Source organism: Clostridium taeniosporum (genome assembly GCF_001735765.2).
GTDB classification, from domain to species: domain Bacteria; phylum Bacillota; class Clostridia; order Clostridiales; family Clostridiaceae; genus Clostridium; species Clostridium taeniosporum.
Genome location: NZ_CP017253.2, coordinates 1,265,920 through 1,287,757, shown reverse-complemented (window position 1 = coordinate 1,287,757; position 21,838 = coordinate 1,265,920). Strand labels below are relative to the sequence as shown.

The 21,838-nt window shown below is 24.5% G+C and carries 22 protein-coding genes and 1 riboswitch; of the genes, 6 read left to right on the top strand and 16 right to left on the bottom strand.

Annotated features, from left to right (window positions below; genetic code table 11):
• Nucleotides 1–25 precede the first annotated feature (25 nt).
• The 5 genes from BGI42_RS06130 to BGI42_RS06110 form a co-directional block, all read right to left on the bottom strand.
• A complete protein-coding gene (locus tag BGI42_RS06130; RefSeq protein ID WP_069679483.1) occupies nt 26–511 on the bottom strand; it encodes an SPOCS domain-containing protein in 486 nt (161 codons plus the stop codon).
• 12 nt (nt 512–523) lie between these two features.
• A complete protein-coding gene (locus BGI42_RS06125; protein WP_069679482.1) occupies nt 524–997 on the bottom strand; it encodes an SPOCS domain-containing protein in 474 nt (157 codons plus the stop codon).
• A 222-nt stretch (nt 998–1,219) separates the two neighbouring features.
• Nucleotides 1,220–2,227, bottom strand: a complete 1,008-nt coding sequence (locus BGI42_RS06120; protein ID WP_069679481.1) for a permease — start codon at nt 2,225–2,227, stop codon at nt 1,220–1,222.
• The gene (locus BGI42_RS06115; protein ID WP_069679480.1) at nt 2,224–2,874 is read right to left on the bottom strand and encodes a GTP-binding protein; all 651 of its coding nucleotides are present in this window, start codon (nt 2,872–2,874) and stop codon (nt 2,224–2,226) included. Before BGI42_RS06115 ends, BGI42_RS06120 begins: the two co-directional genes overlap by 4 nt.
• A 15-nt stretch (nt 2,875–2,889) precedes the next feature.
• Nucleotides 2,890–3,846, bottom strand: a complete 957-nt coding sequence (locus BGI42_RS06110; protein WP_069679479.1) for a CobW family GTP-binding protein — start codon at nt 3,844–3,846, stop codon at nt 2,890–2,892.
• A gap of 179 nt (nt 3,847–4,025) precedes the next feature.
• Here BGI42_RS06110 and BGI42_RS06105 point away from each other — a divergent pair, with 179 nt between their 5' ends.
• The gene (locus BGI42_RS06105) at nt 4,026–4,415 is read left to right on the top strand and encodes a hypothetical protein (RefSeq protein ID WP_069679478.1); all 390 of its coding nucleotides are present in this window, start codon (nt 4,026–4,028) and stop codon (nt 4,413–4,415) included.
• Nucleotides 4,416–4,582: 167 nt separating this feature from the next.
• Here BGI42_RS06105 and BGI42_RS06100 read toward each other — a convergent pair whose 3' ends face one another.
• On the bottom strand, nt 4,583–5,944 hold the full coding sequence (locus tag BGI42_RS06100) for an MATE family efflux transporter (RefSeq protein ID WP_069679477.1): 1,362 nt from the start codon (nt 5,942–5,944) through the stop codon (nt 4,583–4,585).
• Between the two features lie 441 nt (nt 5,945–6,385).
• Here BGI42_RS06100 and BGI42_RS06095 point away from each other — a divergent pair, with 441 nt between their 5' ends.
• Nucleotides 6,386–7,363: a radical SAM protein gene (locus BGI42_RS06095; RefSeq protein ID WP_069679476.1), complete on the top strand. Its 978-nt coding sequence runs from the start codon at nt 6,386–6,388 to the stop codon at nt 7,361–7,363.
• Between the two features lie 42 nt (nt 7,364–7,405).
• Here BGI42_RS06095 and BGI42_RS06090 read toward each other — a convergent pair whose 3' ends face one another.
• The 3 genes from BGI42_RS06090 to BGI42_RS06080 form a co-directional block, all read right to left on the bottom strand.
• Nucleotides 7,406–7,633: a carbon monoxide dehydrogenase gene (locus tag BGI42_RS06090; RefSeq protein ID WP_069679475.1), complete on the bottom strand. Its 228-nt coding sequence runs from the start codon at nt 7,631–7,633 to the stop codon at nt 7,406–7,408.
• 534 nt (nt 7,634–8,167) lie between these two features.
• Nucleotides 8,168–9,199: a M42 family metallopeptidase gene (locus BGI42_RS06085; protein ID WP_069679474.1), complete on the bottom strand. Its 1,032-nt coding sequence runs from the start codon at nt 9,197–9,199 to the stop codon at nt 8,168–8,170.
• A gap of 220 nt (nt 9,200–9,419) precedes the next feature.
• Nucleotides 9,420–10,895: a cell wall-binding protein gene (locus BGI42_RS06080; RefSeq protein WP_069679473.1), complete on the bottom strand. Its 1,476-nt coding sequence runs from the start codon at nt 10,893–10,895 to the stop codon at nt 9,420–9,422.
• A gap of 585 nt (nt 10,896–11,480) precedes the next feature.
• On the opposite strand from BGI42_RS06080, the gene BGI42_RS06075 reads away from it, so the two are divergent.
• Nucleotides 11,481–12,104, top strand: coding sequence for an MntP/YtaF family protein (locus tag BGI42_RS06075; protein WP_069679472.1), 624 nt, complete (start codon nt 11,481–11,483; stop codon nt 12,102–12,104).
• A 294-nt stretch (nt 12,105–12,398) separates the two neighbouring features.
• On the opposite strand, the gene BGI42_RS16185 is transcribed toward BGI42_RS06075, so the two are convergent.
• Nucleotides 12,399–12,575: a hypothetical protein gene (locus tag BGI42_RS16185; RefSeq protein ID WP_192875390.1), complete on the bottom strand. Its 177-nt coding sequence runs from the start codon at nt 12,573–12,575 to the stop codon at nt 12,399–12,401.
• Nucleotides 12,576–12,889: 314 nt separating this feature from the next.
• A riboswitch (Fluoride riboswitch) is annotated at nt 12,890–12,949 on the top strand.
• A 224-nt stretch (nt 12,950–13,173) separates the two neighbouring features.
• Here BGI42_RS16185 and BGI42_RS06070 point away from each other — a divergent pair.
• Nucleotides 13,174–14,538: a voltage-gated chloride channel family protein gene (locus BGI42_RS06070; RefSeq protein ID WP_069679471.1), complete on the top strand. Its 1,365-nt coding sequence runs from the start codon at nt 13,174–13,176 to the stop codon at nt 14,536–14,538.
• 134 nt (nt 14,539–14,672) lie between these two features.
• Here the strand turns inward: BGI42_RS06070 and crcB are convergent, their stop codons facing one another.
• From crcB to BGI42_RS06060, 3 genes are all read right to left on the bottom strand, one after another.
• Nucleotides 14,673–15,050: a fluoride efflux transporter CrcB gene (gene crcB, locus BGI42_RS06065; RefSeq protein WP_069679470.1), complete on the bottom strand. Its 378-nt coding sequence runs from the start codon at nt 15,048–15,050 to the stop codon at nt 14,673–14,675.
• Nucleotides 15,051–15,353: 303 nt separating this feature from the next.
• Nucleotides 15,354–15,494 (bottom strand): hypothetical protein, encoded by a 141-nt coding sequence (locus BGI42_RS16180; protein WP_192875389.1) that lies wholly within the window; start codon nt 15,492–15,494, stop codon nt 15,354–15,356.
• A gap of 210 nt (nt 15,495–15,704) precedes the next feature.
• Nucleotides 15,705–16,547: a YdbT family protein gene (locus BGI42_RS06060; protein ID WP_069679469.1), complete on the bottom strand. Its 843-nt coding sequence runs from the start codon at nt 16,545–16,547 to the stop codon at nt 15,705–15,707.
• 469 nt (nt 16,548–17,016) lie between these two features.
• On the opposite strand from BGI42_RS06060, the gene BGI42_RS06055 reads away from it, so the two are divergent.
• Nucleotides 17,017–18,309, top strand: coding sequence for an NCS2 family permease (locus BGI42_RS06055; RefSeq protein WP_069679468.1), 1,293 nt, complete (start codon nt 17,017–17,019; stop codon nt 18,307–18,309).
• A gap of 198 nt (nt 18,310–18,507) precedes the next feature.
• Here BGI42_RS06055 and BGI42_RS06050 read toward each other — a convergent pair whose 3' ends face one another.
• Both BGI42_RS06050 and BGI42_RS06045 read right to left on the bottom strand, forming a co-directional pair.
• Entirely contained in the window at nt 18,508–19,113 is a 606-nt protein-coding gene (locus BGI42_RS06050; protein WP_069679467.1) for an NUDIX hydrolase, read from the bottom strand.
• Between the two features lie 87 nt (nt 19,114–19,200).
• Nucleotides 19,201–19,437, bottom strand: a complete 237-nt coding sequence (locus tag BGI42_RS06045) for a hypothetical protein (RefSeq protein ID WP_069679466.1) — start codon at nt 19,435–19,437, stop codon at nt 19,201–19,203.
• A 258-nt stretch (nt 19,438–19,695) separates the two neighbouring features.
• Between BGI42_RS06045 and BGI42_RS06040 the strand changes: the two genes are divergently transcribed.
• Nucleotides 19,696–19,857 carry a hypothetical protein gene (locus BGI42_RS06040; protein WP_242984749.1) on the top strand — a complete coding sequence of 54 codons (162 nt, stop codon included), beginning with the start codon at nt 19,696–19,698 and terminating at the stop codon, nt 19,855–19,857.
• Between the two features lie 323 nt (nt 19,858–20,180).
• Here BGI42_RS06040 and BGI42_RS06035 read toward each other — a convergent pair whose 3' ends face one another.
• A complete protein-coding gene (locus BGI42_RS06035; RefSeq protein WP_069679464.1) occupies nt 20,181–21,773 on the bottom strand; it encodes a solute:sodium symporter family transporter in 1,593 nt (530 codons plus the stop codon).
• Nucleotides 21,774–21,838: the final 65 nt, after the last annotated feature.

The following is a 21,838-nucleotide window of genomic DNA, read 5'->3' as shown; positions in this document are numbered from 1 at the left end:
CAATTTACCATTTAACCTATTTAATCTAACATATTTTTACATCAACAAATAACATTACACATTTCTGAATTCTTCTACAATCTAGTATTCTAGTCTTAATTGCCTCAACATATGGTGTTACTGTTATCCTATTAGCTCTTACTAGTTGACAAACATCTTCTCCATTTATTTCTTTTGGTAATACTACAAATATACTCTTCATATTTTCAAAATGCGCTGCATGAACACTTTGACTTTTTTCATTTGCAACATAAACTATTTTTTCCTGTATATTAAACTCTACCACCAATTTGTAACCAGTTAAATTTTGTCCTTCATTAGACATTCCCACTTCAGTTTCAACTATTTTTGTATTTACTAATTTAGGATTTACTAATACCTTTAATATTCTTTCCATATCTGGTTTTTGTACTGGTATGGTCAATATTTCACTAATAAGTTCTTCTTTAAAATACTTTGGATCAGTTGGTAACAAATTTGAACCAATTGAACATTTACCTGTAAAATTCACACTTTTTTCCTCCTAACATATATCAACTAATAACATCATAGTTATATTATTATAAATACATCTTTTATCTACTTGCTCTGATAACACATCTTCTATTAATATTGTTGAATTTATTCTTGCATTTGGATTTGTATTTTCTGGCAAAACTGCATATGCACAAAATGGTATAGTTGTATGTGCTGTATGAACTGATTGAGTTGCTTCAAGAGCTACATACTCTACCTTATAGTTTATATCTCCACAAACTAATATTTTATATCCAGTTACTGTTTGTCCTTCCAATGAAGTTCCAATTGGTGTTTTTACTATTTCATAATCAACAACCTTTCCTTTTACCCAAACTCTTGTTATTTGTTCCATATCTGGTTTTTGATTTGGAATACAAAATCTTTCTTCAATATTTATTTGATTAAAATTGGCTGTATTTTTTATTGGGCAATCATTTATTCCATTATATTCAATTAGATCACGTTGGATTTTCCCCATGATATATCTCCTCCTGATTTTTTCATAATATATAATATTCACAAGAAAATTTTATGTGAAAATAATAAAATATTATCTAATTTAGTCAAATTTTAATTAAGCAAATTCTTTTATATTCTCTATAAAAAATAATAAGAATATTTTCATATAAAATTATTAATGAAAATATCCTTACTTTATTAATTTAATTTTAAATTTTGTAATACATAAGCTTCATTATATTTATAGTCCTGATAATAAAAATATGGTTGAAATAAAAATAATAACTGATACTATAATAAATGATAATTTTATTACAAATTCTTTTCTAAATGTTCCAAATAGCATTATAAGATTTTTCATATCTAACATAGCTCCAAATATTAAAAAAGCTACAACACTACTAAATGGATATTGATTTAATAACTTCTTTCCAATAAAAGCATCAACTTCAGAACATAAAGACAATAGGAATGAAAGTAACATCATAAATATTATAGGTAGTATTTTGCCATTAGATATATTATCAAATACATTTGTTGGTATTAATACTTGAAATCCTGTAGCTAAAAAAGCTCCAATTATGAGATATTTCATAATGTCTATGAATTCTTTTATCGAATGTTCTAAAAATAATTTAAATTTATTTATTTTCCCATCCCTTATTATATTTACATTATTGCATCCACAACTGCAATATGATTTATTATCTATTAACCTATCCATTAATAAATATTCTCTTTTTCCTTGAAGTGAAGCCATTATAACACCTATAAGAATAGCTCCTACAAATGCTCCAACAGTCCTTGCAATTACCATAGATATGTTATCATAAAATGCAGTATATGTTGACATTATTACTATTGGATTTATTAAAGGAACTGCCATCATAAATGTCATTGCAAAGCCAAGTGGTACTCCTTTTTTTATAAGTGCTCTTGTTATAGGAATAATTGCACATTCACATATTGGAAATATAAGTCCTATCAATGCTGCTCCAAAATATCCTACAATATTATTTTTAGGCATAAATTTACTTATAGTCTCATTTGATATATATATTTGCATAGCACCTGAAATTATAGCTCCTAAAGCAATAAAAGGAGTTGAATCTTTCATTATTTCTGTAAATGTTTTTAAAAATTTTTCCATTATATTTTTATCATAAATATTTAATCTATATAATGCTATAATAATTATAAATATAATAGAACATATTATTAAAAAATTTCTATTCTTTTTTTTCTTCACTCTTTTTTCTCCTTAAATCGTTTCTTAGAATTATTGACTTTAACTCTAAGTTTTTTTATAAAACCATTCTCTAATATTTCATTTTCTCTTATCATTGAATTAAAATCTTCCTTATCTTTTGCTTGTAATATATATGCTGATGGATTTATATTTTTTAGTATGTTTTTTACACTGAATATTTCTTCTTCATTACAGTTTTTAGTATTATTTAATACTAGTAAATTAGACAGTTCTATAAATGGAATTAAAAAATTTCCCATGTTTTGAACATATAATTTTAAATTTTTAGTATCACCAATAAAATATATCCTATCTAAATTTATAATGTTTTTATATGTTTTTTTATCAGCTATTTTAAATAAATCTTCTAAATCATAAGTTCCATTAAATTCTATTATTATTCTATTTGGAGAATATTCTTCTATTAATCTAATCATCTCTTTACTTAATCTTTCAAAATTACTTTCCTTATAAATAGTTACCACTCCATAATTTAAAGTTTCTTCTAATATTTTGTTTTTTCCATTTTCTAATTGTATTACTATTATTTTTTCTCCATCAACATAGCTTTCTTTTATTAAGGAATTTATAAAACTTGTTTTTCCTGAGCCTAAAAAACCTGTTACTATTTCAACTTGAATTTTCATTGATATATCCCCACCTTAACTAAATAAACGAATTAACTCTTTTTTATTTAAATTACTTCCAATAATAGAAATAACTTTTTTATTAGCCCATTTTATTTTTCTTCCTTGAAATTCATTTGGTACATAATCAAATTGATAATATTCTCCATTTATAACTTCAACTATTCCTTTAGCTCTTATTACATTTCCATACTGTTTGTTTTGTGCTATTATTTTAAATTTACTTTCTAATTCTTCTTCACTGATTTTACTATTTAAATCTATAGGATAACTTTCAAAAACATCCTTTGCTGAATGACTATGTTCTTTTCTAAATGAAGCATGTTTAGCTATTTTATTAAATATAAATTCATTTTTGTTATATAATACTGTATCATCTATTCCTACTATTTTGTTTATTTCTTTTATACCTAATCTTGATAATGGTTTACTTATTATTGTGGCATTAGAATTAATCTTCCTAATAGAGCTTATTGCATTTTCTAAATCATTTTTACTTATTAATTCCGTTCTACTAAAAACTACGACTTTTGCTTTTCTTATTTGATCTTTATAAAATTCATCAAAATTATTTAAATACATTTCATATCTTTGAGCATCTACAACTGTAATTATTCTATTTATTGAAAACTTATCTTTATAATGATTTTTATTTAAAATATTTAATATTTCACTTAATTTAGCTACGCCAGAAGGTTCAACTATAATATTTTTAGGGTTATATTTATCAATTATTTCTAATACTGAATCTATAAAATTTCCTGTTACTTGACAACAAATACATCCTGAATTTATCTCTTTTATTTCTATATTTCTTTCCTTTAATATAGTTCCGTCTATTCCAACTTCACCAAATTCATTTTCTATTATTACTGTATTCTCATCATAAATTTTGTTTGATAATAAATTTTTAATAAGCATTGTCTTTCCTGCACCTAAAAATCCTGAAAATATATCTATCTTACTTGTCATAAAATTTCCTCCTTATACTCCTATATATTTATTTATAATTAAAGTAATATAAATATTACTTAGATTAAAAATATTTTTTCTTCTTATTAATAATTATTGATAAAACTTTAAAATTATGTTATTTTTAATAAAGGTATGTTATATTAACGTTTTATTAAAAATAATTAAGGAGTGATTATATGTATGATGTAGATGATTTCTTCAACCACCCTGATCATAGAATGTATATAAAATATGAATCTTTTTATCTTACACCTAAAGTCTTCTATTTTTTATGTGAAGCTAAAAGTATCTATAATATGATTGAAGCAGCTAAAGCTAACAGACCTGCTATTGAAGGTGTAATTCCAGAAATTGAAGATTTATTTGAAGGTGGCATGCCTGAAGATATGTTTAAACAAATGGTTGGACGTATGGTTAAATTTATTCTTAGAGATTTTGGATGTTTTCCACGTGAAAAAATACCTACTCTAAAAAGAAAAAATAATATATTTAAATCTGGTTTAAAATATACTTATGATGCATCTAGAGCTATTAGAAAAATTAAAGTTCATTATGAAATAGTTTAATAGTCATATGTTTTAAAAATGTGTTTATATATAAATAAAGATGGACGATCTGCTCATTATACCTTTAAAATATAGTATTCTAAAAATTATCTACTAAATCTTTAGTAATATAAATTCCTAAATTTTAAAAAAGTTGTATCTCACGTAAGAGTAAGATACAACTTTTTTTAAAATTCTTCTTTATATAACTTTCTTTTCTTTAATAAATATAAGTATATAGATAATAAAATAGTTCCTTTTAAAATACTACTTACACTTATACTCCACCATATTCCATCTAATCCAAGTATATTTGGTTTACATAAAAGATATGATGCTGGAACTCTGGCTCCTGTTAACAATATTCCTATAATTGATGGTATATATGTACGTCCAAGTCCATTAAATCCTCCTGTTATTGTAATCTCTATGCACATAAACAATTGTGAATACCCAAGTATTCTCAAGTATACAGTTCCTTCCTTAACAGCTTCTGGATCATTTAAGAAAAATGAAAATACATGCTCACCACCTAATATTAATAATAGTGATGCAAGTATACCTATTGTTATTGCCATTAACATAGTAACCTCTACACCTTTATTTATTCGTTTATACTTTTTACTTCCGAAATTTTGCCCAACAAAAGTTCCAAGTGCAGTTGAAAATCCTCCTGCTGTCATCCATGATATAGCTTCAATCTGCGAACCTACTTTTTGAACAGCTATTGGTATAGGTCCAAATACTGCGATTATTCTTCCTATACACATAGAAAATATAGTAAATAATCCATTTTGTATTCCTCCTGGTAAACCTATATTACAAAGTACCTTTATATAATCCATTCTAGGTGTTTTAAATACATTTACTTTTAAATATTCTTCTTTACTTTTAAACATAACAAATATAAAACTTAAACTTACTATTATTTGTGCAATTACAGTTGCAATAGCGGCTCCTGCTACCCCCATCTTTGGAAAAGGTCCAATTCCTAGTATTAAAACTGGATCGAAAACCATATTAAATGCAAGTCCTATAGTATTTATTACAAATGGAGTTTTACTACTTCCAGCACCATTAAATATTGCCGTAAATACTGGATTTATAAAGTAAAATATCATTGCTAATGCTACTATTACTAAATATGTTTTAGACATTGAAATTACGTCACTATCACCTAGGTTAAAAAATCCTATAAGTTCATTCCTAAATATTAGTAATATCAATGTATATAAAATAGAAAGAACTAGATTTATTTGAATAGCACTTATTATGTAAGTCTTAACTTTTCTTAAATTATGTTCACCTATTTTTTGTGCAACTTTTATCTCTGCACCTGTTTTAGATATCATAATAAAAGCCATTGCAAGCCACGGATAAAAACCAGCTGTTCCAACTGCAGCTACAGCTTCACTTCCTACCTTTCCTATCCATATCATATCCGTCATATTATATGCCATTTGTATAAAAGATGTTCCCATTATTGGTAACGCTAATTTAATAAGTTTTGATACAATTTTTCCTTCTGTTAAATCAATTCTTTGTTCCATAAACACTCCCCCTTTATAAAATTTAATTATAAATTCAAATTATTATAATTACATTAAAAAAATCTCCAAGGCCACTGTAGACTCGTGGATTTTTTTAGTATTTGTCTTTTCCAACATATGTGAGAAAAATCTAGCAGGCGAATATATTTTCTTTTTTTATTCTTTAGGTTTATTTCTTATCCTTTAAACAAAATATAACCTGAATTATCCAAATATTATTTAGAAAATAATTTCTTTAAGAATAAAAAAACTTATATATCTATAAAGTCTCTAGATTAGAATTAAATCTAACCTCAGGCTTCATAATGAATCTTATTGTACTTAAATTATTATATATAAATATTGTAACATGTCAAAATATTTTTTAAATTTAGTATATTTATCATTTTAATAAATATATCTATAAGTGTATTAATATAAAATTTAAGGAATGTTGTAAATATGAATTTTAGTGAATATGTAAAAAATTCTACTAAAAATGTTATAATTTCAAAAATATGTTCACTCTTAGAGAAAGATCCTTCCAAAAACATTGATAAATTATTTAACTTATCAATTAAACTTACAAAAGATACTAAAAATAAAAGTAAAATAAGAGATTTATATGATTATTATAATAATAATCCTTTAATAAAAAATTTTATTGAAAACTTATTAATAAACATAAATCCTAACTTTTTAAAAAAATTTGCAATAAACTTCCTCAATTATGTATTAAATAGTAATGATAATACTTATTTTCCTTTTTTTGTTATAGATTTATCCTCTAAAGATATAAATGATAAAATTTTATATAGTGAACTTGATAAAATTTTAAAGAATGTAAAAGAAAATAAAATATCTTATGTATTTATAATTGGAAAAGAGCCTTTTTCTATAGATCCATTATTTAATATTTATAAAAAATATTCTAATATATTATTTATTCCATTTACGAACGGAGAATTATTTACCCCTATAATATGTAATAAACTTAGTACTTTATTTAATGTTGTGCCTATAATTTCTCTTAATGGATTTAAAGATCTTACAGATTACAGTCGTGGAGAAGGAACTTTTAATAAAGTTATGTCTAATCTGGATTTACTTAAATATAACTCTATTCCTTTTGGAATATCATCAAATATTTCTTTTAATAATATAATGGCTGTAACCTCAAATAGATTTATAGATATGATATTAAAAAAAGGAGCTTTTATTAATTTATATTTTTATGATTCAGTGATAAACGAAAAAAAAGAAAAATTACAACTCTACAGAAAAATAAAGCATCTAAAAATAACCCCACCTTATATTCCATTAAATTTTTTAGATAATTCAATAACTTCTAAAATTATTATAGATAAAAATAGTCTTTATAATAATGAACTTAAACTAAATTTTAATAATATGAAATACTGTTTTCATTCTATTCTTTAATAGTTTGAACTATAAAAGGCCCATTCTATGGGCCTAACTATTCTATATTAAAAATTTATTTTTTGTATTACAGAATGGACACTTCACAATTGCTTCATACTCTGTTATTATCCCCTCATTACCTACAGTTTCACTAATTGCTATTACCTCTTCTGCTTCCATCCCTTCTCTTTTAATATGTTCTAGTGATTTTTCATCATATATTATACAATTCCACTTTACAATATTATGACATGCATTACATTTGCTTTTCTTGTTAATGACCTTCATTTTACCCCTCCTCTCATATAAATCTATTATATAAGGTAGTGTAAAATTCCTTCTAAAATTTACTTAAACTATAAATATTTTCATTATAATATTTATAGATGTGTAATTGTTTACTTTTGGTTATTTTCATTTTAATTTATTGACATATTTTAAAATATATCCATATTATAATAAATAAAGTTGTATTAAAATAAAAAAATACTATTTTAAAATTACAAACTTAGTCAATATTTCACCTTACTTGTGATGATTTAAAAAGCTAATATAAAATAATATAAAAAGCTGATTCCTGTATAATACAGAAATCAGCTAACAATTAACTAATATTTTTAAAATATTCTTTATATAAATTTCACTTTAAACTTTAAAACATCTACTCAATTTTTATGTCTTGATGTTTAGAAAACATTAAAAACTTATAGTCATGCAAATGACCATATGATTAAAAAAGCTACTAATTTAATAACAAAGAATTTATTTTTGACGAAATTTTTGACGAATGTATTTTAAATATAAAATCAAGCAACGGAATTTTTACTTAGTTAAGTATAAATACAATAATTTAATTGTATTTTCAAAGGCATTATAATGAGTTCTTTCCATTCCATGTGATGCATGAACACCTGGTCCTATAAGGGCTCCACGAATATTATTCCCGCCTCTAAGTGCAGCTCCTACATCTGATCCATACATTGGATAAATATCTACTGCATAATTTATATTATTATCTTTTGCTAAATTAACTAATGTGGTTACCATATTATAATCATAAGGACCACCAGAGTCTTTTGCACATATTGAAACATCATGTTCTGTACAATTTAAATCATCACCTATACATCCCATATCTACTGCTATCATCTCTGTTATATCTTCTGGAATATATGATGAACCATGTCCTACTTCTTCATAAACTGAAATAAATATCTTAGTTGTAAATTTAGGAGTTATTTTTTCTCTTTTAAATAACTCTAAAAGTCCCATTAAACAAGATACACTACCTTTATCATCTATAAATCTTGACTTTATAAATCCACTTTCTGTTATTGTTGTTTTAGGATCTATAAATACAAAATCACCTGTACAAATTCCTAAATTTTCAACATCTTCTTTAGATTTTACTACTTCATCAATTCTTATTTCCATATTTTTAGGTTCACGTGTTTTGGTTGAACTATCTTCAAAAACATGTGCTGCAGGACTAGTGCTTAAAAAAGTACCACTGTAAAGTTTTCCTTCTCTAGTCCTTATAATGCAGTATTCACCATCTAATGTTGGAACTATTGGACCACCAAGTAAAGTAAACTTTAATTTTCCTTCCCTTGTTATTGATCTAACCATTGCTCCTAAAGTATCTACATGTGCAGATAATCCTATTACTTCATCATTAGATTCACCTTTTATCGTTATTATTCCACAACCTTTTCTTGTAGTCTCAAATTCATAGCCAAATCCTTTTGCTATTTCTTCAATTTTTCTCATTATATTAAAACAAAATCCAGTTGGGCTATTAAATTCTAATATTTCCTTAGCTGTTTTCAAAATATATTCTTTATTAATATTCATAAACACTCTCCTTATTTAATTAAAAGTAGTAAGATAAAAATTCAAAATTTTTATTGTAAGTCTTAAAGACTTTCTAAAATATATATTTAAAATATCATTAATTCATTTTTTTCCTTAACTCTCAATTATTCATTATAACCCCTCAATTCTTTGTTTTCTAGTATCAATTATAAATGAAATTTTCTAAATTATATAATTCCATTAAACTTGTTTATAAGTCCTAATATGGATAGTAATAGAAATATATTGCTCTATCAGTAGAATGTATTGAATCATCATAATATACATTTCTTATATGATATATTTCATTATCAAATTTCTCTCTTTGATTATCTACTATATAAGCATATTGGTTATCTCTCCATCCCATAAATACATAAACATGACTATGACCATTAGTATATAAAATATCACCTGGTTTTAATTGTGTAAAATCATTAGATGCTACAAATCCCTTTTCCTTTAATAATCCTTCCAATTCATAAGTATTACAAGTTTGTTCTGGTAACCAAACTCCATTTCTTCTTAAAACTTCTGATAAAAAGTATACACAGTTATTACTTGTATCTCCTCCATGAAGTTCTACAGCCTTATCATAAACACTTAATTGATTACTTGGATTTGTCATATATTTAAATGCATTAAGTTGTACATTAGAATGGGCATAATTATTAGACACATTTACAATTTCACCATTAGGTTGAATATACGTATTATCATTAAGCCATTGATTTTTAACTAATACTCCATTAGAATAAAATTTATAATTTTTGCCATCTATAGTCATATCTCTTCCAGCTACCATAACACCATTTTCATCAAAATAATATCTCTTATCCCCTTCATTTAACCAACCTTTTAACATTACTCCATTGCTATCAAAATAATAACTCTTTTTATCTATTTTAACTAATCCAGTAGCCATATCTCCATTAGGATTTAAATAATATCTCTTTGAATCTAGGTCTAAAAATCCTGTTTGCACTTCACCTTTTTCATTAAAGTAATACTTTTTATTATTTATCACTTTCCATGTATTCTTTATCAATTGTCCTGAAGTATCATAATAAAACCACTTATCTTCTTCTTTTTGCCATCCAATTTTTACAGTACCATCTTCATTAAAGTTATATGTTTTACCATCTATTTTGGTAGTTTCTTTTACTCTATCACCATATCTATCTAAGTATGTCCATTTTCCCTTTAAAAAATGCCATCCTTCTTTTAATCTTAATTCATCACTTTCAACATCAACATATTGGTATTCACCCTTAATTATTTTTTCTTCAAATTTTTCTGGTAATTCTCTAAATTTATTATCTCCTAAATCTATATATGTTAATTTATTTAATTCTGTTATGTTATCAGGGATTTTAGTTAATTTACAATAGTTTAAATTTAAATACTCTAAATTTTTCATTAACCCTATTGTTTCAGGCAACTCCCCTTCTAACATTTTGTAATGCAAATCTAACTTCTTAATTTTTAAAAAATCTTCTTTTGTAAGTTCATTAAAGTTCTTATTAAGCTCATCTGCCACTTCCATGTTAAGCCAATTTCTCTCTGGTTCAAATTTTTCTTCTTGAGATATTTCTATTTTAGTATTTGCATTATTATCATATGCAAATGCTTGTACACTTCCATTACATATTGTCATTAGTGCTACTGTTCCTATTACAATTAAATTCTTCTTCAATTTTATGATTCCCCCTTTATAATCTTAATAAATCGTACCATTTAATAATACAACAAATTAGTTATAAAAAAGGTCCTAAATTACAAAAAATGCAAAAATTAATATAAATTTAATTTTTTCTATATTTTAATCTCGAATATTGACATTTATGGTATATTCATAAGTTCAGATAGAACTTTTATATCTCCTATTCCTAAATTAAAATATTGCTCTGTATGTTGTGATGTATTAAGCTTATACAATCCACCTTTATATTTTTCTGCTAATCAATGTATAACTACTTTTTATAAAAATAGCATTTAAATTTTTATTACAATATTATAAAATCTAACTTTATTTTTATAATAATCCCTCTTTGTTTATGCTTATATTGACATCTTACAAAATATATACATTACTTTTAGAATATTTATGGTTTTTATTGATTATTTAATTTATTTTTTCGTTTTATTTTAAGAAGATATTAAACGTATTTTTCAAAGTTTACTGTTTTAATTATATATAAATCTTATTTTTATGTTACTTTTTGTCAATTTTATAACTTTAGAATATATTAATATTAAATCAATATTTTTGAGGTAATCTATGAATATTTTTTCTCCATTATTATTATCACTATCATCACATTTAGATACTTTCAGAATTTCAAATTTTTATGGTTTAAAGAAAGTACCTATGCAAAAAGTTCAAATTTTACTTATTTCAATTATCGCAACATTTACTACTTTTATTTCTATTTCTATGGGGGAATTTATCAGTAAACTCTTATTAAAAGAAATCATAATTCCTTTTGGATGTACACTTTTAATATTTATAGGAATTTACTTTTTTGTTGAACATGTAAGATTACTACGAAAAAGTCGTAATGAGGATACTTCTTACTACGTAGAAAATAATTCAAGATTCAATTCATTATTAAAAGAAGGAGATTTTTCTGAATTTCATTATTCTAACCATGTAAACTTAAAAGATAATCTATCACTGGCTATCTTTCTTTCAAAAACTAATATTTTGTTAGGCTTAATTGCAGGTCTTCTTAATACAAATATGCCTATTAGTTTATTTTTTAATTTTACTATAAGTATTTTAATGATATTACTTGGAAAATATATAACAAAATTTTCTTTTTCTAATTGGACAATTAAAAATTTCTATATATTATCAGGTATTCTCTTAATATTCTGGGGGATTTATGAATACTTATTATGATCTATTAAATACTTGCTATTTTGCGCAATTATTAAATAAATCCATACTATAAAAAGTAGCTACACCACGCTTCTTTAATTGAGAGTGGATAAATAAAGATTAAAAGTTTACTAAGAGTTTTTTCATTAACTCTAAACTATTGATTCTCAATTCTAAACTTACCTATTTACACTATCAATTTTTAACTAATATTTTTTAATCTTTTATTTAATTAGTCTTTTATTTATAATAAAAAAGCCATAAAATCTGCTTAATTTCAAGCTGATTTTATGGCTTTTTACTAGATTTTAGTTATTAGTCTTGATATTGTGATAAAGAACTACAAGCATTATTAAGATTATTAATTGCATTTTGAATCACTTGTTTGTTTTGTGGTTTTTCTGCTGAATTTGCTGCTTGTTGTAACGCATTTACTGCTGTTTGCACAGTACTCATTCCTTGATTTACATAATTTTGTGCTTTTCCTGCCATAATTACTTCACTCCTTAAAAATTTATTACCCTATTATATTATCCAATAGTAATAAATTTATTATAAAATAATCATTCCAATATATTCCAATTAAATATGCTAATGGAATAATATAACTATATATGTTCCAATTAACAATGTTCACTGCTTAATAATCAATTACTAAAAAACTTCAATGAAATTTTAATACAAATAAAAAAGTATTATCATAAAATCATATCTGATAACGTTTTATTTATTAATAAATAAAATCTAATTTTAATTATTACACCTTAGTTAACATTGTTAAAGTAACAAAATCATATTATTATATTTATATATTAGGTGATGGAGTTCGCCTTTAACTGCTTAATGCTAATGACTCCTACAAAAACGGGTATACTGTTTTTTGTAGGAGTTTTTTTATTAAGGCACACTGAAATAAATAACTAATCAGTATAATAGTTTATTTTGTGAACTACTTCTTCATTAGAACCTACTAATAGTACCACTATTAGTAGAACATAAGTTATTGTATTTCACAAAATATCCTTGGCATCTTCGAATTATTATTTATTTTCATATGCCTAAAAAACATAAAAAGGAGAAAAGAAAATAAATGTGTAAGAATAACTTAAAAAAAGAAAAATCAATTGTATTTTTTAAGACTAAAAATCTAAGTGCACCTCTAAGCATTTCATTTTTAAAATGGGTTTTTATAGGTACAATTGTAGGTTCTTTAACAGGCTTAGTTGGAGCTTTATTTTTAAATAGTTTAGAAATTGCTACAGCCTTAAGAAATAACAAGCCTTGGCTATTATTTCTCTTACCTTTTGGAGGTGCTTTAGTTAGTTTTCTATATTCTAAATATGGAAAATCATCTTCAAAAGGAAATAATTTAATTATAGAAAAAATTAATACTAACAATGGAGATATACCTCTTCGTATGGCTTCTTTGGTCTTTTTAGGTACTTTTGTAACTCACTTATTTGGTGGATCTGCTGGTAGAGAAGGTACTGGAGTGCAAATTGGTTCAAGTATATCTGAGGCTATTGGACGTTTATTAAAATTAGACAAAATCGATACTAAAATTATTTTAATGTGCGGAATTAGTAGTGGATTTAGTTCTGTTTTTGGTACTCCACTTGCTGGTACTATATTTGGCTTAGAAGTTGCTGCACTTGGAACTATGAGCTATCAAGCTTTAATTCCTTGCTTTACATCAGCTTTTGTTGGAAACCTTGTAACTATATCATTTAATGTTCATCACTCACATTATAGTATATTAGAAGTTCCTAATATTACATATGTAGTGGTATTAAAAATCATTATTGCTGCAATTTTATTTGGATTAGTTAGTAAATTATTTAGTGAGTTAACACATAAATTAAAAGATATATTTTCTGATAAATTTAAAAACACTGCAATTAGAAGTATGATTGGCGGATTTATTGTAATTATATTAACATATTTAATAGGAACAAGAGATTATCTAGGACTTAGTTTACCTTTAATTAGTAATTCTTTTACTGAAAGTGTTAATCCTATAACATTTTTTAACAAGATAATATTTACTTCATTTACTTTAGGTACTGGCTTTCAAGGTGGTGAGGTTACACCTTTATTTGTAATAGGTTCAACCTTTGGAAATACTTTATCTAGTATACTTAATATTTCTCCATCATTTTTAGCTGCATTAGGCCTTATAGGAGTCTTTGCTGGAGCTACAAATGCACCTATAACATCTTTCATATTGGGACTAGAACTTTTTGGTTCTCAAGGAATTGAATTCATGTTTATGACTTGTGCTATAAGCTACATATTTTCTGGTCATTCAGGGATATATATTTCTCAAAAAATAGGTATAAGTAAAAGTACCTTAATTAAAGTTCCAAAAGAGTCTACACTTGCTCATTATAAAAGTAATAACTCTAATACATATTTAAAAAATAATACAAAAGAACAAAAAAAATCATGTAGTTAATGAATAATAAATAAAAACTGAAACAATTCAGTGTTAATAATTGTTTCAGTTTTTTCCATTTTTATTAATTAATCTATAATACCATATCTTAAAATTTGCATACTGGATTATATTATAAATGTACTTATATGAATCTAAAAAATAGTTTTACATAAAAAAGTTGATATAATAATTCCACCTAAACTCAAAAATAAATTAAGACAAATATTCATAGTCCCTAATAAATATCTTCCTGTATTCATTAAACTAATTGTTTCATAACTAAATGTAGAAAATGTTGTTAGTCCTCCCATAAGACCTGTGGTTAAAAAAAGCTTTAAATTAGAAGATATTAAATTTGTAGACATACTAATTTCCATTATCATACCTATTAAAAATCCACCAAGTACATTAACAATTAATGTACCTAATGAAATATTTGAATTAACTAATTTTGCTGAATGCAAAGTAATTAAATATCTAATTGTTGCTCCTATGAACCCTCCAATACCAACATAAATAATTTTTTGCAAATTGACCACCTCCATAAAAATAAAAAAACTCCTGCTTTAAAAAGCAGGAGTCATTAGCTTGATGCACTTTATCCTAAATATACTATTCATAAAATTATTAATCATAAAACTTTAATTAATAATTAAAATGTTTAGGATACAACCTCTAAACTTTAAATTATTATATATTATATATTTTCTATAATTAGACGTTGAATTACGGTGAACCCCATCACCTATACAATTTATATAAATTATATATTATTTTTCTTTAAAAGTAAATAAATTACTTTATTTTTAATAAATAAGATTTAATATTTAATACTAAGCAAACTTATTATTAGTATTATTTACTTCAGCCCTAGCTCTATCAAGATACTCTCTATTTTCCTGATATGATTTTACTTTAGATTGAGACATATTACCTGTTTTTTGTGTTAATTTATCTTTTTTGCTTTTAGACATAACATCCACTTCCTTTCTTTAATATTTTTACTCCAAAAAAAGAAGTTATCCTTTGTATTTTATTACTTATCTTGCAGTTTTTTAGATTTTTGCCTATAACTAATTTGTAAAGCTAAATACTAGCTTTAATTAATTCCTTTTAATTGCATTAATTGTAAAATTATATTGTCTTTTACATTAAGATTATCCATAATTATTATTTTAAACTACTTATATCATCCATATTATAAGAATTAACACATTTAAAACTCCGCAAACTATAAATGTATATTTATATACATTATTTTCAAACTTTTTATTTCTTTTTGTTATTATTTTTTTATTTAATTTTATCTCTTTAGAAAGTTTAATACCAAAAATTATTTCACTTATTATAAATACTAAAAGTGGATATAATGTAATTAATAGTTGAAATATTATTTGAGATACATTGTAATTAACAAATCCTAAATATACTATTGCAATTATCATACATATTAAGTATCCAATTGATATAGTCTTTATTTTCTCATATACTCTTTCCCAACTTTGATCACTATATGTAGCAGTTTTTCTAAAATTATATAATTTTTTATCATCATATACATAACTTAGATTCTTTTTATCTAATATATCTTTTAAATCATGCATAAATTGTTCTATATTCTCTAAAACAACAGTTAATCTAATATTCTTTTTATTACTTTTAATTTTTGTCCATCCACCAAAATATTTTATGTATGGAAATTGTATAGATTTTATTTCTTCATATTGAATAAAAGTCGTTCCCTTAATATTTTTATATACTATTCCTAAATCAGTTAATTGTACACTAACATTTTTAAATTTTCTAAACATAATAAAATAAAGAAATAAAAATTCAAATATAACTAAAATTAAAAATCCTAAAATCATAATTAAAGCAATTCCAAAATAAGATATAAAATCCTCCTGCATTGATCTTAAATATGATATAATAAATGTTTCTATTATTATTGATAAAATAAATCCTACTATTGATACTAAATATTTAATAGGATATCTTAAGTGTTTTCTATACATATACTCCTGCATTTTTGTTCCTCCTAGTTTATATAAATATTATTATTAATTATCTGAACTTATAAAAAACCTATACTTATAACTAAAATGGATCCTATGTCAAGGACACTTTATTAAAGTTATATAAAAAAGTTTTAATAATTACTTTATTTGTTTTTTATTATAAAAAAAGTATTTTGTACCATTTCTTATTATCGAATTATTTTTATTTCTCTTTAATATACTTAATTTTATGTTTTTCTAACATTATCTACATTCTTCTAATTATTTTATTAATACTTTAATAATTCATCGTTTTTTATAATACTTTAACAATAAATTATCAAAGCAAATTATAATTTGTATGTTAAATTAATTTTCTATTTTGCCCAAAAATATTTTTAATATACAAATTGTATTGAAATTTTTCTTATGGATGATATAATAGACTTGCACTTTTTGTGCGGGTGGGTGAGGGAGATTTTGAAAGTTGGTCGAAAGGATGAATAAATTTTTTAAATTAAACGAACACAATTCTACAATAAGGAGAGAAACTATAGCCGCACTTACATCATTTTTTGCTGCTGTTTATATTATTATAGTAAACGCTAGCATATTAAGTGATTCAGGCATACCTATTGAACCTTTAATTATCGCAACGGTTTTATCTTCATTAATAGGATGTCTTATAGTAGGTTTTGTTAGTAATGCTCCTCTAATCGTTATGCCCGGTATGGGAATCAATGCACTATTTACTTACACTGTTGTAAAAACATTAGGACTTACATTTTATCAAGGACTAGCAGCAGTAATAGTATCAGGAATTTTATTAACAATAGTTGCACTTACTCCACTTGCTAAAAATATAACAGAAGCCATTCCAAATAATTTAAAAGAAGCCATTACTGTTGGTATTGGACTTTTTATTACACTTATTGGATTATCAAAATCAGGTCTTATAGTTTCTGATTCTTCTAGTTTATTAAAGCTTGGAGATATAACTAGTCCTGAAGTTATAGCATTTATAATTATTATGCTTATTACATTAATATTATTTATTAAAAATGTACCTGGTGCATTCTTAATTTCAATTATCATAGGTACAGTTATTTCTATATTTATGGGAATTGTAAATATAAGTAATATTACATTTTCACTTCCTGATTTTGGAGCTTATAAAGACATATTTTTTAATGCTGATTTTAGTGCCATACTTAATCCAAACTTTTGGATTTCTACATTTTCATTAACATTAGTTTTAATCTTTGAAAATATAGGACTATTACATGGACAATTAAATGGGCTATTAAAAACTCCAGAAAAATCTCAAAAAGCTTTATCTTCAGTAGCATTTTCTGTTATTGGATATGGTTTTCTTGGAAGTAGTCCTCCTGTATCTACTGTTGAAGGTGCAGCAGGAATAGCAGCTGGTGGAAGAACTGGTTTAACATCAATAATAACTGGATTATTATTTTTGCTTTCATTGTTTTTTATACCATTTATATCAGTAATTCCAAATGCAGCATTATCTCCAATTCTTATTATAATAGGAAGTTTAATGTTCCAAAACTTGAAACAATTAAACTTTGATGATTTAACAGAATTAATACCGGCATTTATAATAATAATATTAATTCCATTAACTTATAGTATCGTAGATGGAATAGCCTTTGGATTTATTTTATATCCTATATGTAAATTATTTAGTAATAAAAAGAAAGATTTATCAGTAACTATGTGTATTACATCTGCTATCTTCTTTATTTACTTCTTAATTCAAGGTTTTATTCATTAATATATAAACAAAATGCAGAAGTTTTTGACTTCTGCATTTTTTATGATCCTATTTTAATATATTTTGATATAAAAAAAATCAACTTAATAAAATATCATTTTACCTATTGAATATATCAGCACTATACTAGGGTGAGTAATATTATTTTAATTTTTCCTTTATAATAAATACTATGTAACCTCTATTACTTTACTATTGTTATAGAAACATCTTTTCTCCTAATTCTGCAAAACTCTGTAAAATCAAAAAGCACTTTACATCTATATTATTTTTGCTTTTCATAATCTCTTTTGCTTCTTCTTGAGATACAAGTATTGTTTCTATATCTTCATCTTCTTCTAAATAATATTTTGAAAATTCACCTTCACAAATACAATAAATAAACCCTAATGCTTCATCAGTCATTCCAGGGGATATATAAAGCTTGTTATTTCCTTTTTCTGTTATCTCTAAAAGTCTTAATCCAGTTTCTTCTTTTAATTCTCTTTCAACAGTACTTTTTATATCTTCATTATTATCAACAAGTCCCGCTACTAATTCATATACATAATCATTTATTGGCACCCTATATTGTTTTATTATAACTAATTTTTTTTCTTTCTTATGAAAAGCTGCTATAACTACTCCATCTATTTTATCTTCTGTTCCATTTAAATATCTATCCCTTAATGTTTCTTCACTTTTTCTAGATGCCACAATCCAATTTTTTAATTTACCTAATTTATTTTTATATTGTATTTTATACATATTCAAAAATTTTGATGATGACATTTTTTCTAAATCCACTACTTTACTTCTTTTCATTTTATCTCCCTCTTATAACTATATTTTTATAAAAGTTTAAACTTCTAATAATATAATTATACTACTATATTCCTAAAAATATAGTAGCTAATCCCATTCAATTACTAGAATTTTCAATTCATCTTTCTTCATAGATACTTTATATCCATCTTCCATTAACCAAGTAGCTATTTCTTTAACCATCTTATTTTTCATATCATCTTTTTCATTTATAGCAAAAACTGCTGATACTTTATTTATTCCTGAGCTTTTTCCTTGTTCTATTTTTTCTAATATTATTTTTTTGTTTTCCAATAATTTTTTATCATAATATTCTAAATTCATAATATTCTCCTCTAATTAAATTTCTACCTATATAATTTTATGATTATCTTTTATAAATATTACTATGTTTGTCTAAATCATCCCTAATTTTTAGTATAAACTCAAATGTTAAATAATATATCTTTTCAAAAAATAACAGTTAGTTTGGCTATTTATTTTATTTATTCATTATATTTCTTAATATTATATTTAATCTTTAGGGAATACTATAAATAATCAATTAAAAGGAGGATTATTTATATGGATAATATAAAACGATTGATTGATTTATTACATACCCAAGCACAATCTTGCAGTAAATGTGCTCAAAAATCTAAGGAACCTAATGATGGTTCTTTTATTAAATATGATTCCAAGGACAGCTTTAATTCAGAAGGAACTGTAAGATATGGTGAAATTCAAGATGCTGATGATTTATAATGCTAACTTAAATTTATTAAAAAGTTTTATAAAAACATTTTAAATACTACTTATTCTCTTTCTATTAAGGTACATTCAAATAAATAACTAGTTAGTACGCTAGTTTATTTTGTAAACTACTTATTCCTTAGAACCTACTAATAGCATAACTATTAGCAGAACCCAAGTTATTGTATTTTACAAAATATCCATACATATTTAACTTTTTATTTATTTTCATATGCCTAAAAATATCTTTTAATTATAATCTTTATATAAATTAAATAAAGAGATATGAATTAACGAAAATTATAAAATCATATCTCTTTATTTTTAATTTTAAATTACCATTGACCTATTCCAAGTGGTGAAAAAATTAAATATATTAAGCACATAGTTCCAATCATAATGCCAGTTGCTAATTTTGCATATTTCCAAGGTACTAAATCAACTAATGCTTTATTTTCTTGTATAAATTCAGTTTCTCTAGGTCTTATTTTTCCAATTATAATCATAACGATTACACATATTGGAAATAACCCCCCTAATACATAAAGAAAATGAACATCTTTTATTAAAAATTTAGATAATGTATATAAAACTATATGAACAAAAAATGCAATTTTAGGAGCAATCTTTGGCACTCTCTTAGAATAAAATCCTACAACTACTGCTGCTAAAATAGGTACATTGTAAAATCCAAAACACTCTTGTAAAAACCCATATAATCCAGTAGGAGCATATAATATAAACGGTGCAACACATGTAGCTATTATGGCAATTATCATATTGAATTTCCTTCCAATATAAACCAGTTCCTTATCATCAGCTCTCGGTTTTAAAAGTGGCTTATAAAGATCCAAAGTAAACAATGTAGCTGAACTATTTAATGCTCCATTAAATGAACTCATAATAGCTCCAAATAAAACTGCTGCAAAAAATCCTAATAATGGTTTTGGTAATACATCTATTAATAATGTAGGATATGCCATGTCTGCATTTTCTAGTCTTGTTCCATACTTAGCAAATGCAATTACACCTGGCATCACTAAAAAGAAAGGCCCTATCAATTTTAAAAATCCTGCATATATAGCACCTTTTTGTGCTTCTGCTAAATTTTTAGCTCCCAAAGCTCTTTGAACTATTGATTGATTTGTACAAAAATAAAATAAATTATTGAATAATAGCCCAGTCATTAATACTGGCCAAGGAACTAATGGTGAAAGTGAATTTGCTGGATTTATTGCATTTAATTTTTGAGGATTTGTAAGCAATACATTAAATCCATCTATAAAGTTTCCGTGTCCAATTGAAATTATTCCAAGTATAGGAACCATGAGTCCACCAATTAATAGACCTAATCCATTAATAGTATCTGATACAGCACATAATCTTAAGCCACCATATACTGCATACACACACCCTATTACTGATATAATGAAACCAGTTAATGCTATTGCTTGAAAGGTTGTTATTCCTAAAATATTTGATATTCCAAATATTTTATTTATGACTATAGCTCCTGAATACAATACTGTAGGAATATATGTCACTATATATCCTAAGAGAAGCAATAATGATACTATTCTTTTAGTTGTGGAATCATATCTTTCTTCTAAGAAGTCTGGAATTGTTGTAATACCACTTTTAAAATATTTAGGTAAAAAAATTAAAGCTAAAATCCCTAATGCTAAGCATGCTGTAGCTTCCCATGCCATTGGTCCCATATTAGTCATATAACTTTGTCCATTTAACCCTATTATTTGTTCTGTTGACAGATTGGTAAGCATAATAGAACTAGCTATTACTATTCCTGATAACCCTCTACCAGCTAAAAAATAACCCTCTGCTGATTGAGTATTAGAACCTTTAGTCTTGTGAAATGAAATTACTCCTACTAAAATTATAAAAAATATAAAGGTAATTAGTATAAACATTTACATTCCTCCTTCTATTTAAAAATAAAAGGACTTCACATTATATTTATTTATAAAATACTTAC